Consider the following 15,691-nt stretch of genomic DNA (forward strand, 5'->3'; position numbering starts at 1 on the left):
TTTCCTTATTGTTGATCAGCCATTCCCGCTAGTGATTCTTGCGGGCACACGTTTTTCAATGAAGAACGATAGTGACCAACCTCGTCTTCCCAAACTTCACCTTTAAATTTCCAATTCAAACTTTTTTCTTTTTGAACTTTAAGCTCTGGACGTTCTTTGTCGTTCACATCGCCACCAGCCATTTGGTAACGGATGTGTTCGCCGGCGCCAGAATAAAGTTCATACTGAAGAACATCGTTTTGATCCAAAACTTTGTTCAAGCTTGCATACATCTCTGTGAAACGAGATTGCAACGTTTTGCCAGCCGCTTGGCGAAGCACGTCTTTTTCTTTCTCGATACGAGCGATACCTTGGGCACGCAAGTTCTTGATCGATGTACGAGCTTTGTTAGCGATATGGTACTGGATACGATAGCTTAAAAGTTTCTTTTCAGCAGTTTGTACAGCTTGGACTGCACCTTCAGAAGGGCTATTGCCTGCGATTCTACGTTTCGCATCCAAAAGCTCTTTGTTCGCTGCATTTTGTTTCGCCAAAAGTTCGCGTTCCATTTTAATCAAATTCAACGCGATACGATTGAACTTACCAATTTCATCTTCGTAGTTATTAATTTGTTTTTGCACGCTCATGTAAGCCGGGTGGCGAGCTAACTCCACGATGAAAGATCTTGGCAGACCATCTACTTCTTTCAAGTCTGAATTTCTAATCCAGCTCTTAACAGTGTCGTAGTAATTGATGTTCGACTTATGAGACGCATTGTAAGCTTCCAATTTCTTTTTCCATGGGCCATATTTTTGGCGCATTTCATTAAGCACTTGAGCGCCGTCACCGTATTGGCAAAGGTTCAAGTAACCCACTGTGCGCACAACATAAGACTCAGGCACGAAAGCGTTTTTAAAGAAGTCTGTGTGAAGCGAGAACATGTTACCCGCAGCACCTTCATAGTCTTCACCCAAGATTTGAGTCCAAGCACTTTCAATCATCGCTTGCAACCAAAGTGGGTTGGACTTATCAACCTTCAAGTAAGATTGGAACGCATCTTTATACTGACTTTTTTGGAATTGCATACGAGCCAAAGTCAAAGCACCTACAGAACGAATCTGAGCTGTTTTGTCTGGTTCAGTAATTTGCATCAATTTTTCTAAAGAGATAATCGCTTCATCGACTTTACCTTGACGGTAACTCAATAAAGAATTCAGCATCAAAGCCTCTGGATAACGGGGAGACTGCTCTGAAATATAGATCAACGCATCTTCAACCATACCCAACTGATTTGTTTCTGAATAATATTTTGCACGAGTCAATTGATAGTCATCGTTCTTAGTCACATCCAACTCGTACTTTGTAACCAATGGGTCAATCAAAGCGATGTCAGAGTGCTCAAGCACGTTGATATTTTTAACCAAAGCTTCAGTGGCACGTTGTTGCCATTCTTTTGCTTTAGTTTCTTTTGCCACTTGGATCATGTATTCGCGGAATTCAGAATTCAGACCCATGCCTTTCGCAGTTTGTGCATAGTTATACAATGCTTCAATGCGATGTTCTGGATCGTCCATCAATTCAGCAAATAAACCCATCGCAAGTTCGTACTTCTTTTGGATTTCCAAAAAGATCATCGCTTGCAAAAGTTTATAGTCGTTAGGACCCATCTCGTCCATTTTCGCAAGCGTCACTTGCGGCTCTTTAGTTACTGGAGCTGGAACGGGATTTAGGATCTTAATGTCTGGAATTTTGCTGAACGCTTCAGCGCTTGTGAACTGTTTTGGTGCTGCAACAGTCGCGTTGTACGCTTGTGTCGTCAACAACATCGCAGGCACTGGCTGATGCTTTTTAACTTCGCTGACATTCACTTCACGAGAAGCGGGTAGTCGAAGCGGGCTTAAAGTAGCCGCTTCGACTTCGCGTTCTTCGCCAAGATCCAGTACAGGAATGCTTTTTACTTTATAAACTTCTACTTTACCCTTAACGACTTTACGTTGGTAAACATCGAAAGTGGGAACAAGACTTGTTTTAACTTTCAAGCTTGCCGCCGCTGGACGACCTTGCTTTTTTACTGTCAAAGCAGGATCAGCCCACGCAGTCGCGCAAAGCAAAGATAAAGGTAATAACAAACTCATTGGCTTTAACATAAAACCCCCGCCCTGGAGAAAACTAGTGCCAATATGTTAGACCGAACATCAATGAAGTATCGTTGATCGTCTTAGAACCTAGAGTGTTCGCGCCAGCTGTACCACCACCAGGAAGTGCTGAACCTGGAGTATAGTATTTCGCCTGATCTTGGTTCGACCATGTGTTGTTTAAGTCAACACGAACCGCAAAGTGTTCAGAGAAGAAAATCTGTTGGAAAATACCAAGCTTCACACCAAAAGCATTTTTTGATTCATTGCCTGTGTTCTTAGCAATTTCGTAGTTCACGCTACCAACACCCAATGACAGACCCATATCGAAATAGATGATGGATTTATCCATGAAGGACATTTTTGCGTAGAACGGAACGAAAGTTCCTGACAAAAAATAAGATGACTTAAAGATATTGTGATCCGGAATCGCACCGTATTGAGTGACGAATTGGTCAACCGCATCGTTATCTTTCATGTTGGCGCTGTTGTAGTTTGCTTCCACACCCCAACGCTCATTGAAGAAATAACCGAAGCTTGCACCAAAGATTGAACCTGTGCTGTACGGATCGTTAAAAGGAATACCGCCTTCAGCAGTTAGATAAAAGCGTTCTGCTTTTACGTAACGGCGATTTTGTACGACGCTGAAATCGTCGTCTTTTGCAGCCCAATACTTTTGCTCAAGTTTCTTGATATCAAGTTTGTCGCTGCCGCGTTGTTCTGCTTGCTTGTCACCTTGTTGTGCTAACGCTGATGAAGCCATCAAGATGATCGTTAGAAATGCTTTCTTAAACACGAATTACCCCCGTCGTATTAGTTTGTACTCTTGAACAAAAATGGATACGTTACCAGCACTCGAGTCCCACCCTGTGGAGTAGGGAACTTCCATGCCGCAACCCTATTCAATATACATCCCTCAACGGTTGCGTTCTTAAGTGTTGTGTCTCCGATTAACTGTTGTTCCACTTGGCCCGTTGGACCGATCGTGAATTTCACAGCAACTTTACCGAACAAATCTGGATTCGCACTCAATTGTCTTTCATAACAATAAAGGATCTGACCCAATTTAGATTTAATGTACTGAGCGATAACCTCACGGTCCAAACCGCCCGTAATTTCTGATTCCTCTTCGATCAAGCCAACGCCACCGCTACCAGTGCCACCAGCTGCAAGGCCACCCATACCAGCAGCGTTTTTACCGCCACCGCGACCGTTCGTAGAAATCATCACGCCACTGCCGTTACCTGCAGCACCCCAGTCACGACCAGAACGTTCCATGCTGCCGACTGCAGCCAAGGCACGACCTGAAGGACCCGAACCTGCTTTCACGCCATTTGCGAAAATCACGTTGTTAGATTTTGCACCTTGCGCAGAAACTTTGCCGATCAATTGCGAAATACGACCGTTCGAAATCGATTTCATCATGTTCGCCAATTTACCGCCGCCACCACCTGTTGGCATTTCTGCCTTAGGACCTGCAGCAGGAGCCGCTTGCACTGCCACTTGCGCAGGTTTTGCAGCTTCAGCTTTTTTACGCTTAGGTTTGATTTCAGTTTTAACAATAATTTTTTGCGCCACTTTTGGTGGAGCCTCTGCCACAAGGTGGTTCGACTTCGGAGAGAAGATCGCCAGTGTAATGAAGAAAGCCGCAGCTCCCAACATCAACACCACACCTTTTTTAGAGTCTTCATCAACCAATTGACTTGGAGAGAAGCGTGCAAGTCTTGCAGCATCTTCCAAAGACAATGTTCTTTGGCTGACTTCAAGATCGCCAACCATTTGGCGGTGCCATTCCGGAGACGGCACACATGCGATCTTTTCAGAGCTCAATGCAGGTTGGAATTTTTTATTCAAAGGAAGGATCTTCGTTTGAATAACAACACCAGCTTGTTTCACCATGAACAATTGGAATTGTTTGCCAAGTTCTTGTGATTCACGGCCTGCTTTTTCAAGGCGCATGTAAAGATCGACTTCTCTTTTCACCGGAGTGAAAGAAAGAGTGCAATCTTCTAACTCAAGCACTTGATCTTTATTCAATGACAAAGCAGGGGAACCAGAGGCTTTTGCGCTTGTCATAAGATCCATATTTACGTACCACCACTGGTTGTCACGGAATTCAAAAAGACCTTGAATGCCTTTTGTACCAGGAGCGATCGAGATCACATCGGCATCGCGAGATGAACCGAATGTTTGTGTATTATTTGTTGAACGCAACTTCCAAGTTTTTGCAGTCCCGTTCTTAAGAGACTGACGTACAATTAACGTGAGCATGTAACACCTCGTGTGTTCTAGTTATTCAGGTACAAAGCAGATTCGCGAATACGGCCATCCATATCCTTCTGCACGTCATAAAGAGGCATAAATTTAATCCCTCTTTTTTGCACAAGGTAGGCACCGTCAGGATTACGAATCGTACCCTTGAGGTTCATGTCACCAAAATTTACTTCTTGGACTTTACGGACTGTTCTTGTTTTGGCAAAGCCAGTCGCAGTTCCCAAGAGAATGAAAGCGATCATCGCCGAGATGAAAGTTTTCACCTGTACCCTCCATACTACAAGTCTCCTGAGATTACGTTCTGACCGACTTTGTTTTGATTTTTCAAATACTGTATTTTCTTACCTAACCAATCTCTCAAATCCATTTGCGAGCTTGCTTTGAACGCTTTTTCATAAGAGTCCAAGGCAAGAGTTGGGCTTCCTTTGTAAGTCTCAAAGATATGAGCTTGTTCTAGAAGGAAGTCGACATTGTCTTTCTTACCACCCAACAAATCTTTCAGAGTGCTGAGAGCTTTATCGACTTCACCTTTCTGAGCATAGGCTTCGCTCATCAAGGTTCCCACATTGAAAGTATACAACTGTTCTTTATTCAGAGAAGATAATTTTTCAATTGCTCTAGTAAAATCTCCCTCTGAGAAAGCCTTCACGCCAGCGAAAGTTTGCATTTCTGTCGAAGGCATTTGCATGTCCAAAACTTTTTCGAAAAATTGCATTGCTGCATTCAAGCCATCGTCTTTATAAATCAAGCGTGCTTTTTGATATACGAATGGAGCTGCTTCAGGTTGAAGCTTCAATGCGGCTTCAATCATCCACTGAGCTTTCTCTGTATAACCGCGAGCTTCCGCGCCAACGCTTGCATAGAACAAACCTAGTGCGCGCGTGTCTTTATTTTTCGCAAGCTCTAAACCCAATTTTTCAACGATATCGAACTGTCTAGAACCATAACAATTTCCTGCAATTTCGATCGGATTTACTTTCGCAAGTTGACCCGTTAAAACTGCGGCTTTGTTACAAGTTTTTCCTGCGCGAGTCTCAAGACGAGACACCTTACCGATGCTCATATCCATTGAAGCTGGCAAGAAAGCACCCATTTTATCAGCCGCAGGGTATTGCACATCCGGAGTGATCGTTTGATCCACACGAATATTTGCAATCACACGACCTGTCGTTGCTGATTGACCCTTAGAAGCCGCAAGAACTTTCAATTTATTTTCGTTCTCGTTCTTCTTTTCTTGGATCGGGTTGATCAATTTAGCCAACTCACCACGCAATTGCTGTTGTTCTTCCGGTTTCAAGGAAGCAGGCAATGGCATGCTTGATAAAGCTTCGATGTAGTTGCCGTAACAACGGTCGATACCGCGCATAGCTTCCAGCTGTTGATACGGATCTTTACTCATTTTCAAAGCTGTCACGTAAGCCGTTTGAGCTTTATCCAACTTTTCAGTCTTGATACCAAGAACTGTTGCGAATTTCTCTTCACGAGCTTTCACGCTTTGTTGGATCAATTCTTTTTCAAGAACTTGCGCTTGGATCAAACGAGCTTCCGCACGAACTTCTGCAGGAACACTACGGCCGTTTGCTTTCATCGAAAGATCGAAAGCAGCAGTCATTTTGCCAGCGGCCAACAAAGCTTTCGCTTTGTCGATCATGATCTGAGTCGTATATGGTTCGATCCCTTTAGCTTGGATCTGATTTTGGATCTTCGCTAGCTCCGCAGAGTTCGGTTCACCTTTATATGAATCCATCAATTTGCCATAGATGCGCTCTAACGTTTTGTTATCAGCACCAGCCAGGATTCCCATATAAGCCGCACGAGCATCTTTGATTTTCTTTTCTAGCAAGTAGATGTCAGCAGCCGTTTCAAGTTGTGTGTTGCGACCTTTTTTATCAAGGTCGGCAATTTTCACCAAAGTTTCTGCCGATTTTGAAATTTGGCCGACGTCAGCGTAAGCTTTCGCAGCATCTTTCAAAGCATCCAAGTTCTTTTTATCGTCTGGATATTTCGAAACGTATTTTAAAGACAATTCAGCAGCATCAAAGACTTTGCCTTCAGTATAAAGAATACCGATAGCTTGCCATTGAGCGTCTTGAGCTAACTTCGAACCTTCGTGTTCTTTAGCGTAAGCGATAAGCTTTTGCGCAGCTTGGTCTTTGTCACCAGTTTTCGCAAACTCTTGAACTTCCGTAAAGTGAGCTTCTTCGAAGATTTTGCCCATATCTTTTTTGCGGGCTTCGTCTGATGAAGAAGTCATAACTTGTTTCGAGAAATCTTTGATACCAGCGTAGTCTTTCTTGATGTTCAGCATATCCAACACCAAGTCTTCAGATTTCTTTTTGATATCTGCGTTTTCAGAGCCTTTAACGACAGTCAAAGGTTTCAACCACTTTTCAGCTTCTGGGTAGTTTTGCTCTTCGTAAGCAATGTGACCCATTTTGAATTTCACTGATGTCGCGAATTTGCCAGCAGGATATTTAGCTAAGTAGTTTAAAGCCAATTCTTTACGTTCAGCCTCTTTCAAAGCATCTTTCTTTTGATCGATAGACTTTTCTTTAGAGAATAGGGCCGCGTAGTTGGCATCATGGCGAAGAGGTTCTTCTTTAGAAGCATCGCCCACCATTTTGTACTGAACGCTGGCGTCATCGTATTTACCCAATTGGAATAACAACTCTGCATAGGCAAAGCGTGTTTTCAAATCTGGTTTCGTTGGATCTTCGTTATCCAACATCAATTTGAAAAGTTTCTGAGTCAAATTCGAGAACTCAGTGTTTTGTTTGTTTTTAGTCCAGATGTCCCACCATTTTTTCGTCATATCAAGACTTGTATGGCGGAAACCTTCGTTACAAGAAGCTTGTGCAACGTCTGCTTTTTGCATTGTTTTCCAAGCAGAATCTTTGCGGCAAAGATCGCTGGCCAATTGCAAATGCTCTAGAACCAAATCACGTTTCTTCAAAGTTTCGTTCGCTTCAACCAAGGCCAAGTGAGATTTCACAACCTCTGGACCCGATGGGCGCTTATCGATGTATTCGCCCAAGAAGATATTCATCTCTTTTTGGCGAGAATGCGAATCGTAAAGTTTCGCAAGGTCCGACATTGATTGACCTAGTTCGTCTTCAGTCGTGATGTCTTCGAAGAAAGAATAAAGTTTATTAGCAGGGTAAGAGTCACCAATGAAGACCGTCAAGTCACGCAAAGCTTCTTTACGCAAGTTGTGGCGGTTCGTTGGAACTTCACCTTCTTGAAGTGGCGGATTGTTTTTAACAACCTCGATCAACTTCTTAATGCCGTTATCAGAGTCATGAAGATTATAGTAAGCCCATGCTGCTTTATACATACCGTATGAATACACACGGCTTTGTGGGAATTTTTCTAAGCGTTGGAATTGGTCCAAAGCGGCAGCAAATTTACCTTGATCATACAACAACTCACCCAACGCCAACGTACCATCTGGTACCAATGGAGATTTAGGGAATTTTTGTAGTAGGCGAGCGTAAAGATTATCAGATTCTTTAAATTGACCCACTTGCTGATGAGCAAAGGCATTGTTGAAAAGAACTGAGTCCATTTGTTTGAAGCCAGGGAATTCCGCTTCAATTTTATTATAGATTTTGATGGCGCGTTTAATCGCCTCAGCACCTTTTTCGTTTGGTACTGGGAAAGAAGAAAGCTTCATCAGCGGTGTATCTTTGTGTAAATCAAAGAAACGACCTGATTTAGATCTTCTCATGTAAAGCTCGGCAAGGCGGTACCATAGGTCCGCCTCATTTTTCGAGCCTTTTTGTTTTTTAAGAATAGCTTGAAGAGACTCGATCGCCTTATTTTCAGAGCGCGTGATCATGATCTCGCTGCTTAATGCTTTTCTTTCGTTGTCATCTTCGTTGCCGGATAGACGCACTTCAGGCAAAAGGCCCTTTTCGGTTTCTGCAAAACAGTAAATCGAAAAAAGATGTATTGCTAGAAGAAGAAATACTGTGCGCAGTTTCATTTTATTCTCCAACTAAAGTCACTAGTTTCAATTGCGGGAAGCCCGCCATTGAAGCTGTATACATGACCTTTCTCAAAGTTGCATAAGGAAGCTCTTTATCTGCTTGAAGCAAGATACGGCCTTCTTTGACGCCAGCTTTATCTTGAGAGTTTTTAGCAAGCTTATCTAGCTCTTCGAAAAGAGGCTTGATGAAGTTTGTGTCTTTCTCTTCAAGATCTTGCGGAAGAAATTCCGCATCTTTAACGTCGGCAATCTTTGTTTGGTCAATTTTAAGGGCTGTTCCAGACAGCGAAAGCTTAATCGCTTCCGTTGGATTCGATTGCGAAGCCGAAGATGGCAAGCGCAAACCATTTTCTGGAATGATCTGAACATCTGACGTCGAATAAGTTTGCAACAAGAACACGAGGAGGATCGTGAACATGTCGGTCATCGACGTGATATTCAAAGCAAATGTGGAGTTCTTTTTAAGGTTTGGCTCATAACGACGTCTGCGTGACATGTTGTTAGCCCTCCATCATGTTAGAGAAAATGATTTCTGGAAACATATACGGTGTATCTACGTTCTTCCCTTGTTTCGTATCAAACACTGGAAATTTTACTGATGAATCGTGAGCTTGACGAACTTCATCCATGATTTTCACGATTTCCTTGTAGGGAACTTTCGCATCTGGATTCAGTTCAAGCTTAAAGATTTCAGGATGTAGTTTTTTAACTTCAACTAATTTTTGGTGAAGGGCAGGAAGGTCGAAGGCGCCATCTTTCAATGGAACTTCTTCTACTTTCTCTTGGCCTTTTTCAGTCACCACAATGCGGAAACCATCTTTCGCGTCGACATCCAATGCGATGTTTGTCGGCAAGTTGTCTTTGTCTTGACGTTGGATAGCTTCATTCACTACTTGTGGCAATTCTGTTTCGATAACCATCATTTGCACGAAGGCTGAGGAAACCAGAAGAACCGGAACTAGTTTTACCATCACAGCAAGCAGGGGAGCCAAGTCCAACTCGAACTCACTGTGGTGATTAATTTTTAACTTTTTTGCGCGTCTCATAGTTCACCCATCTTAAAGAATCGTACCCACCATTACCGAATCTTAGCAGCGAAAGGTCTTAAGAGACCTTTGCGCCTGGAGTCGGAGGTGTCATCGCTGGCACGTGATCAGGGAACACGTTTTGGCGAGTCAAGTTAGGGATGTGTGCACTTGTAAGAAGCTCTGCAAGTTTACCGCATTTTTCCATCATCTCTTCAAGCAACTCGTTTTGACGAGAAGTTAGGAAAGAGAAGAACACCATCGCAGGGATCGCAACCGCAAGACCCAACGCTGTTGTATACATGGATACCGAGATACCTTGTGCAAGCAACGCTTGTTTTTGTGCAGGGTCAGCTTGTGCAACCGCTTGGAACGACAGGATAAGACCGTGGATCGTACCAAGAAGACCTAGCAATGTTGCAACGTTGGCAAGCATTGAAAGATAGTGCAGGCGTTTTGTATACAGCGGTGTATTTTCAGACAAAGCGATGTCGTGCGCTTGGAAAATAGTGTCGTCATCACGGTCTGCTTTTTCCAAAATAGTTTTGAAAGCTGCAGCCAATGGCTTTTTCTCAAGCTGAGCACACATCAAGAGTGCTTCATCAAGCTTTTTAGCTAGAACCAAAGTTTGGATCTTGCCCATGAACTCTTCCGTGTTCATACCGTATTCTTTATAGAGCATCTTTGCTCGTTCAGCTACCAGGATCAAAGATCCGATACCAGTTAATAGAATTGTCCAGCCAACGAAACCAGATTCATTCATGAATTTAAGAAATGCCATTTGTTTCCTCCTTGGCAACGCCACCGCGCGACCATTTTGTAAGTTGAGCAACACCGTGTTCTTGCACTTCGAGGAAACGGACAGCATAGTGCAGACCGGATTTAACATTAAGTCTTTGCTTCGAATAATTCTTACGAACGATCTCGCAAAGAACGTTGAACGATACTGGATTCACATCAGAAGTTCTGAAGTGAAGCAGAATTTTTTGACCTGGTAAAAGAAGCGGATCGTTCAAAAGAACGAGAGCTCCGTTTTCACTCACAGAGAGTGTTTGACCATCGAAAAACGTTTGATCGTTGTGCGCATAAACAGGCGTCACAAGGTCAACACGTGGTACCTTTCTATCCTTGAAAGAACCTGCCAAGTGATCTTTAGTTTCGATCAAACGGCAAAGACGGTCTTTAGAGAATTCTTGCAAATCACCTACGAGAGTCCAATTCTCAAGGTGCGGAGCCCATACGTAATTATAATCGTAAAGCTCGCTGTTTTGAATCATAGTGATCAAGGATTTGTACTCGTAAGGACCGTATTTCATGTCCCCACGAAGGATGTACCACTCTTGACCTTTTGTAGTTGTTGCTTGTACCCCACCACTCATACAGCACCTTCTTACAATTTGATCGATTTCGGATCGAAGTTAATTTTCACACTTGAATTCGCTGATGGAACCGCGCTGCCGTGGAACGTGATGATCATAGTTGCTGCATCATAAGTCCAACCGTTCGTTGCGTTGTTTGGAACCGAAGCGCCATCAACAGTCACTACGATTGATTCTGGAATCGGCTCACGAGACAATTTGAATGCACTCGAAAGCTGGATGATTTTATCAGAGATCAATTGTAGAGATGTACCGAAGTCAGAGCACAAAGAAGATCTTACGCCACCAGTTGCATCAGCCATCGCATTGTAGCGCTGAGAAATCTTTTGTGCCGCATTTGGATCGCCCGCCATCAACTGAGAACGGCAAGCAGCATCTTGTACTGAAATCGTGCTTACTGAATAGTTTCTGCCGTTTGCAGTACCGCCAGTGTATGAATCCAAGAAGTCAGTATATTTAGAAATAGGGAATAGGCCTGAGTAATTGTAGTCTTCATGAAGTGAAGTCGTATTATTCGAGAAATCGTCCTCGTCACTTACGATAATCACTGCAAGAAACGCATCGGCGCGACGGAAACCAAGTGATACGTTGTAAGGCTCGTTACCTAATGATTGGTAAAGAGACTCAAACGCACGTTCGTCACCGTTACCGTTAATGCCAACCTTAGCATTTGTTGCGAATACGGAACTCAAGTTCGAAGTATTTTTATCCATCACAAACACACCTGAATGTGTTGTGCCGTTACCATCACGGATTTTAGCTTTATCGCTTGTGAAGAATTCTTTCTCCCAGCCGTCAGTCGTAACAACTGACATATGGAAGTCATAACTATATTGGTTGAAGCGTGAGATGAAAGACTGGAAGTTGTTAGCCAAGTTAGTTTGTGAAGTAGCCATAGAGCCTGAGTTGTCGATCACCCAAAGGATGTCGATCTTCTTAGGGATATAGACAGCTTCTTGCGTGAAGCTAGCTGTATCAGCAAGCGTAGAGTACGAGCCTCCACCTTTAGCGCAACCGGCAAGCATTGCTAACGCTGAAGCGAATGTCATTGCTTTGCGTGCGACTTGATTAACCATACTCATGCCCTCCTGAGCAACCCCACCACGTTTGTGTTTCGTGATGAAGTTAGTTTCGTTGCAATCAACGAAAATAGAAAATCACCCCTAAGTGTTCGAAATCGTTTTTTATTCTGTGAAGAGTCTCTTTTTGACACGCACTAAGTGTGCGGAAACACAGTGAATTGGTAGAAAGACCAGTGCGCAAATAATTTTCTGCTGTTAAACCTTTGCGCACTTTCAACAGAAATACTGTCTGAAACTTTGTCTAAGTAGTTGGAATTTTAGTAAGTTTAAAAAGATTGACGAACTTTTTTGCGTCTCAAGGTCCCTGCGTTTCAGCACAAGACTGGCAGAACGCCGCGGGAAAATCTTGTCCAAGGTAGAGTGAAAATCACGACGTTTCTCGAGGGAAAACGCATTTTCTCTAGAGGAGAGTGAACGAAAATTTCTGCCACTTCTAAAGAACCCTTGAAGAGTGAGTGGCAGAACCGCTGTGACGACTAAATTTTGACGGTCTTCAATGCTTGCTTGGCTTTCAACCAATAGCTTTCTTTTTCATCAAGAGTCAATTTGCCCCAATCTTTTCCGTCTTGGGTAGCGAACTCGATCATTTTATTAAAGCGTTCTTCAAAACGATTGTTGGCTTTACGTAAAACCTGTTCTGGGTCCATGTCGAGATGACGGCCTAATTGCGCCAGCGAGAAAAACACATCACCCAATTCATGTTCGATCTCTTCTTTAGAAGTCAGATCTAGTGCTTCACGCAATTCATCGATCTCTTCATCGACTTTGCCTAAAACGCCTTCTACGTTTTCCCAATCGAACTGTAATTTTTCGGTACGTTTGCCTATCTTGAAAGCCTTTTGCAGAGCGGGAAGTGGCGGCACGTTCAACGCGTAAGGAGATTTCTGTAATTCTCCTTTAAGCGCTTTTTCAGCTTTTTTAATTTCTTCCCAATTGCGAATAACTTCAGCAGAGTCAGTCACGTTTACTTCGCCAAACACGTGAGGGTGGCGACGTACTAATTTTTCGCTGATGCCGTGAATAACGTCATCAAGGGTGAAGGCACCACGTTCCGAAGCCATTGCCGAGTGCAGAATAACTTGGAATAGCACGTCACCAAGTTCTTCTTTCATTTTCATATCGCGTGATGCATCCTTCGTTTCGATGGCTTCAACCAGCTCGGCTGTTTCTTCAATCGCGTACTGTGTTAAAGACTCGTGTGTTTGCTCTTTATCCCAAGGACAACCATCTGGGCCGCGCAGCGACTTGACGATCTCGACTAAGGACTCAAATTGACGTAAGTTAGAAGGAGCTTTTGGCATCACAAGCCTCGACTTTCTGATTGGAAACTGGCTTCTATGCTAGCCTAAAACGAAAGCCTAAAGGAAGATAAAAAGATAGGTCCAAAACAACAGGAATGACTTACTAAGGGCATGCAACGAAACAAGAATTTTAAAAAGGGCGAGAGTCCTACCACACGCGTTAACTATGAAGATCACAGTCTTAAGTTTTTGGACTGGGTAGATTCTATTGGTCTGGAGAAAACTTTCTTCGGTCGCGTTGTGCAGTTGATGGAAGAAAAATTCTTTATTCGTCGTGCGGCGTTGATCTTCCTGTATTGCGTTCTTCTTTCTTACACAATTTTCTATCAATTCGATGTGCCATATAATTTCGCGGTCGGCGACGTTGCCAAATACGATGTGGCGTCACCAATTGGTTTTGAAATGACGGATGAGGTCACAACGGAAGAGAAACGCTTTAAAGCGGAATACTCGGTACCGGTTGTTTATGACTTCGATACGAACGTGTTCGAACGCGTCTCTCAAGGTTTGATTCATTCCTTCAGAACGATGCGCACATATTACCGTGAAACATCGTGGGCAAAGTCTTCCGTTGCAAACCGCGCACAAGTTAAAGAGTTCTTCCAATATAAAAAAGAATTCGAAAAAGAGTTGGGCGTTCAAGTTTCCGACTTTATGTACGAGTGGCTCATAGACAATAAATTTAGTCCTCGTATCGAAGCGGTTTTGATTCGTAATCTTGAAAACTGGTATGAAAGAAAAATCGCGGAAGCTCCGGATCGTGTTGTGCCTGCCAGCCAAACTTCAGTGGTTGCGCGCGTTGTGCACAAAAACAATCTGGGCCGCGAGTTTTCAATCAATCGCAATGACGTGATCGATCTGCAAGATCCTGAAAATTTCAATCTTGACGATAAAAAAGATCTGGATCGTTTTACGGAAAGTGACCGTGCGAATATTTTGTATTTCGGTCGTTCATTGTTAATCCCGAATTTGACGTTGAATAAGCAGGAAACGGCAACTCGTCGTCAGTCGGCACGTGATGCGGTTATTCCAGTTACGATTACGATCAAAAAGAATCAAACGATCATCACGCAAGGTTCTGTGATTCAGCCATTCCAAATGGCGGTGATTAAACAGATCGAAAATATCAGAGCGGATAAACGCAAAGACATCACATCGCTTTCAATGGCTTTGATGCTGTCAGTTGCGATCATGGTGTTCTTCTCGTACTTGAAACGTTTCACATTAAACCGTGTGCGTGTGGCCTTTAAAGACCTTGTGGTCATGATGTTAATCGCCTTTGGGGTGATTTTATTCACGAAGATTTACTTGTTCATCGTGGATGCGGCTTTTGTTTCCAAACTAGGTCACTTACTGCCGGCAAGTTTCTGGTTGTATGCGGCACCCGTGGCGGCAGGACCGATGCTTGTTGGTTTGCTAGTAACATCAGGCGAAGTGGTGTGGTTGTTCACAGCCTTCATTTCCGTATGTCTGGGCGTGATGGTTGATTACAACTATTCGTTCATGATCGTAAGTCTGGTCGGCGGTATCGCGGCGGCTCGTGGTGTGTTCAACTGTAAAACAAGAAACGATATCTACTTTGCTGGTGTCAGAACAGGTGCGGTTAACGCCTTGATGATCGCATTCATTTTAACGATGACCAAATTCGATCAAGAGGGTGGAGCGAAAGATATCTTGTTTGCGATTCCGGGTGGTTTTGTTGGCGGGATCTTCAGTGCTTTGTTTGCGATGATGTTCATTCCGCTTTTGGAATCGATCTTCAATTATACAACCGACGTTAAACTTCTAGAACTTTCAAATTTGAATCATCCGCTTTTAAAAGAAATGATCGTGAAAGCACCGGGCACATACCATCACTCGATGATGGTGGGTTCGATGGTGGAAGCGGCAGCAGAAGAAATCGGTGCGAATCCACTGCTTGGTAAAGTCATGTGCTATTACCATGACATCGGTAAAATGGAGCACGCGAATTACTTCATCGAAAATCAAAAGCCGGGACACAATCCACACGATCATATCTCGCCGTTCATGAGTAAGACTTTGTTGATCGCGCACGTTAAAGACGGTGTGGAAATGGGGATTTCCTATAAACTGGGAACACCAATCATCGACGGGATCATTCAGCATCACGGGACGACATTGATTTCTTACTTCTTTAATAAAGCTCTGGATTTGAAAAAGCCGGAAGATCCTGAAATCAGCGATCAAGATTTCCGTTACCCAGGTCCAAAACCGCAATTCCGTGAAGCGGCGTTGTGTATGTTAGCAGACAGTATCGAAGCGGCGGCTCGTTCATTGGATGAACCGACTCCTGCGCGTTTGCAGAACATCGTTCGTAATATTATCCAAAGAAAGTTCTCTGACGGGCAGTTAGATGAATGTAATCTGACGTTGAAAGACATTTCAAAAGTTGAAGCGGCATTCATCCGCATTCTTTTGGGCATCTACCATCAACGTATCGACTATCCACGCAGTGCTGGCGGCGGTTTAGGCGAAGTTGCAGGAAGCAGCAGCACACAAGGTTGATC

Annotated in this window: 12 protein-coding genes; 1 reads left to right on the top strand and 11 read right to left on the bottom strand. The window is 43.5% G+C overall.

Going from position 1 to position 15,691, the window contains the following annotated elements; all coding sequences use genetic code 11:
• Nucleotides 1–5: 5 nt before the first annotated feature.
• The 11 genes from DOE51_RS06820 to mazG all read right to left on the bottom strand — a co-directional run bounded on the left by DOE51_RS06820 (nucleotide 6) and on the right by mazG (nucleotide 13,163).
• Entirely contained in the window at nucleotides 6–2,126 is a 2,121-nt protein-coding gene (locus DOE51_RS06820; RefSeq protein WP_142695802.1) for a lipopolysaccharide assembly protein LapB, read from the bottom strand.
• A gap of 22 nt (nucleotides 2,127–2,148) precedes the next feature.
• Nucleotides 2,149–2,910 carry an outer membrane beta-barrel domain-containing protein gene (locus DOE51_RS06825; protein ID WP_246845440.1) on the bottom strand — a complete coding sequence of 254 codons (762 nt, stop codon included), beginning with the start codon at nucleotides 2,908–2,910 and terminating at the stop codon, nucleotides 2,149–2,151.
• A 17-nt stretch (nucleotides 2,911–2,927) separates the two neighbouring features.
• Nucleotides 2,928–4,385, bottom strand: a complete 1,458-nt coding sequence (locus tag DOE51_RS06830; RefSeq protein WP_142695803.1) for an AgmX/PglI C-terminal domain-containing protein — start codon at nucleotides 4,383–4,385, stop codon at nucleotides 2,928–2,930.
• Nucleotides 4,386–4,402: 17 nt separating this feature from the next.
• On the bottom strand, nucleotides 4,403–4,651 hold the full coding sequence (locus DOE51_RS06835) for a hypothetical protein (protein ID WP_142695804.1): 249 nt from the start codon (nucleotides 4,649–4,651) through the stop codon (nucleotides 4,403–4,405).
• Nucleotides 4,652–4,665: 14 nt separating this feature from the next.
• Entirely contained in the window at nucleotides 4,666–8,373 is a 3,708-nt protein-coding gene (locus tag DOE51_RS06840; RefSeq protein WP_142695805.1) for a tetratricopeptide repeat protein, read from the bottom strand.
• A gap of 1 nt (nucleotide 8,374) precedes the next feature.
• Nucleotides 8,375–8,872 (bottom strand): biopolymer transporter ExbD, encoded by a 498-nt coding sequence (locus DOE51_RS06845; RefSeq protein ID WP_142695806.1) that lies wholly within the window; start codon nucleotides 8,870–8,872, stop codon nucleotides 8,375–8,377.
• Between the two features lie 4 nt (nucleotides 8,873–8,876).
• The gene (locus DOE51_RS06850) at nucleotides 8,877–9,422 is read right to left on the bottom strand and encodes a biopolymer transporter ExbD (RefSeq protein ID WP_142695807.1); all 546 of its coding nucleotides are present in this window, start codon (nucleotides 9,420–9,422) and stop codon (nucleotides 8,877–8,879) included.
• Nucleotides 9,423–9,480: 58 nt separating this feature from the next.
• A complete protein-coding gene (locus tag DOE51_RS06855; protein ID WP_142695808.1) occupies nucleotides 9,481–10,182 on the bottom strand; it encodes a MotA/TolQ/ExbB proton channel family protein in 702 nt (233 codons plus the stop codon).
• The gene (locus tag DOE51_RS06860; RefSeq protein ID WP_142695809.1) at nucleotides 10,169–10,780 is read right to left on the bottom strand and encodes a PilZ domain-containing protein; all 612 of its coding nucleotides are present in this window, start codon (nucleotides 10,778–10,780) and stop codon (nucleotides 10,169–10,171) included. The genes DOE51_RS06855 and DOE51_RS06860 overlap by 14 nt, the downstream gene beginning before the upstream one ends.
• Before the next feature lie 11 nt (nucleotides 10,781–10,791).
• Nucleotides 10,792–11,856 (bottom strand): VWA domain-containing protein, encoded by a 1,065-nt coding sequence (locus DOE51_RS06865; RefSeq protein WP_142695810.1) that lies wholly within the window; start codon nucleotides 11,854–11,856, stop codon nucleotides 10,792–10,794.
• Nucleotides 11,857–12,338: 482 nt separating this feature from the next.
• Entirely contained in the window at nucleotides 12,339–13,163 is an 825-nt protein-coding gene (gene mazG, locus DOE51_RS06870) for a nucleoside triphosphate pyrophosphohydrolase (protein WP_142695811.1), read from the bottom strand.
• A gap of 111 nt (nucleotides 13,164–13,274) precedes the next feature.
• On the opposite strand from mazG, the gene DOE51_RS06875 reads away from it, so the two are divergent.
• On the top strand, nucleotides 13,275–15,689 hold the full coding sequence (locus tag DOE51_RS06875; protein WP_142695812.1) for an HD family phosphohydrolase: 2,415 nt from the start codon (nucleotides 13,275–13,277) through the stop codon (nucleotides 15,687–15,689).
• The last annotated feature ends 2 nt before the right edge of the window (nucleotides 15,690–15,691 follow it).

This window comes from Bdellovibrio sp. NC01 (genome assembly GCF_006874625.1).
GTDB lineage: Bacteria > Bdellovibrionota > Bdellovibrionia > Bdellovibrionales > Bdellovibrionaceae > Bdellovibrio.

Excerpts from the sequence above, each read along its gene's own strand:
- DOE51_RS06845 (WP_142695806.1), bottom strand. The coding sequence starts at position 8,872 with ATGTCACGCAGACGTCGTTATGAGCCAAACCTTAAAAAGAACTCCACA.
- DOE51_RS06850 (WP_142695807.1), bottom strand. The coding sequence starts at position 9,422 with ATGAGACGCGCAAAAAAGTTAAAAATTAATCACCACAGTGAGTTCGAG.
- DOE51_RS06865 (WP_142695810.1), bottom strand. The coding sequence starts at position 11,856 with ATGGTTAATCAAGTCGCACGCAAAGCAATGACATTCGCTTCAGCGTTA.
- DOE51_RS06830 (WP_142695803.1), bottom strand. The coding sequence starts at position 4,385 with ATGCTCACGTTAATTGTACGTCAGTCTCTTAAGAACGGGACTGCAAAA.
- mazG (WP_142695811.1), bottom strand. The coding sequence starts at position 13,163 with ATGCCAAAAGCTCCTTCTAACTTACGTCAATTTGAGTCCTTAGTCGAG.
- DOE51_RS06875 (WP_142695812.1), top strand. The coding sequence starts at position 13,275 with ATGCAACGAAACAAGAATTTTAAAAAGGGCGAGAGTCCTACCACACGC.
- DOE51_RS06860 (WP_142695809.1), bottom strand. The coding sequence starts at position 10,780 with ATGAGTGGTGGGGTACAAGCAACAACTACAAAAGGTCAAGAGTGGTAC.
- DOE51_RS06820 (WP_142695802.1), bottom strand. The coding sequence starts at position 2,126 with ATGTTAAAGCCAATGAGTTTGTTATTACCTTTATCTTTGCTTTGCGCG.
- DOE51_RS06840 (WP_142695805.1), bottom strand. The coding sequence starts at position 8,373 with ATGAAACTGCGCACAGTATTTCTTCTTCTAGCAATACATCTTTTTTCG.
- DOE51_RS06855 (WP_142695808.1), bottom strand. The coding sequence starts at position 10,182 with ATGGCATTTCTTAAATTCATGAATGAATCTGGTTTCGTTGGCTGGACA.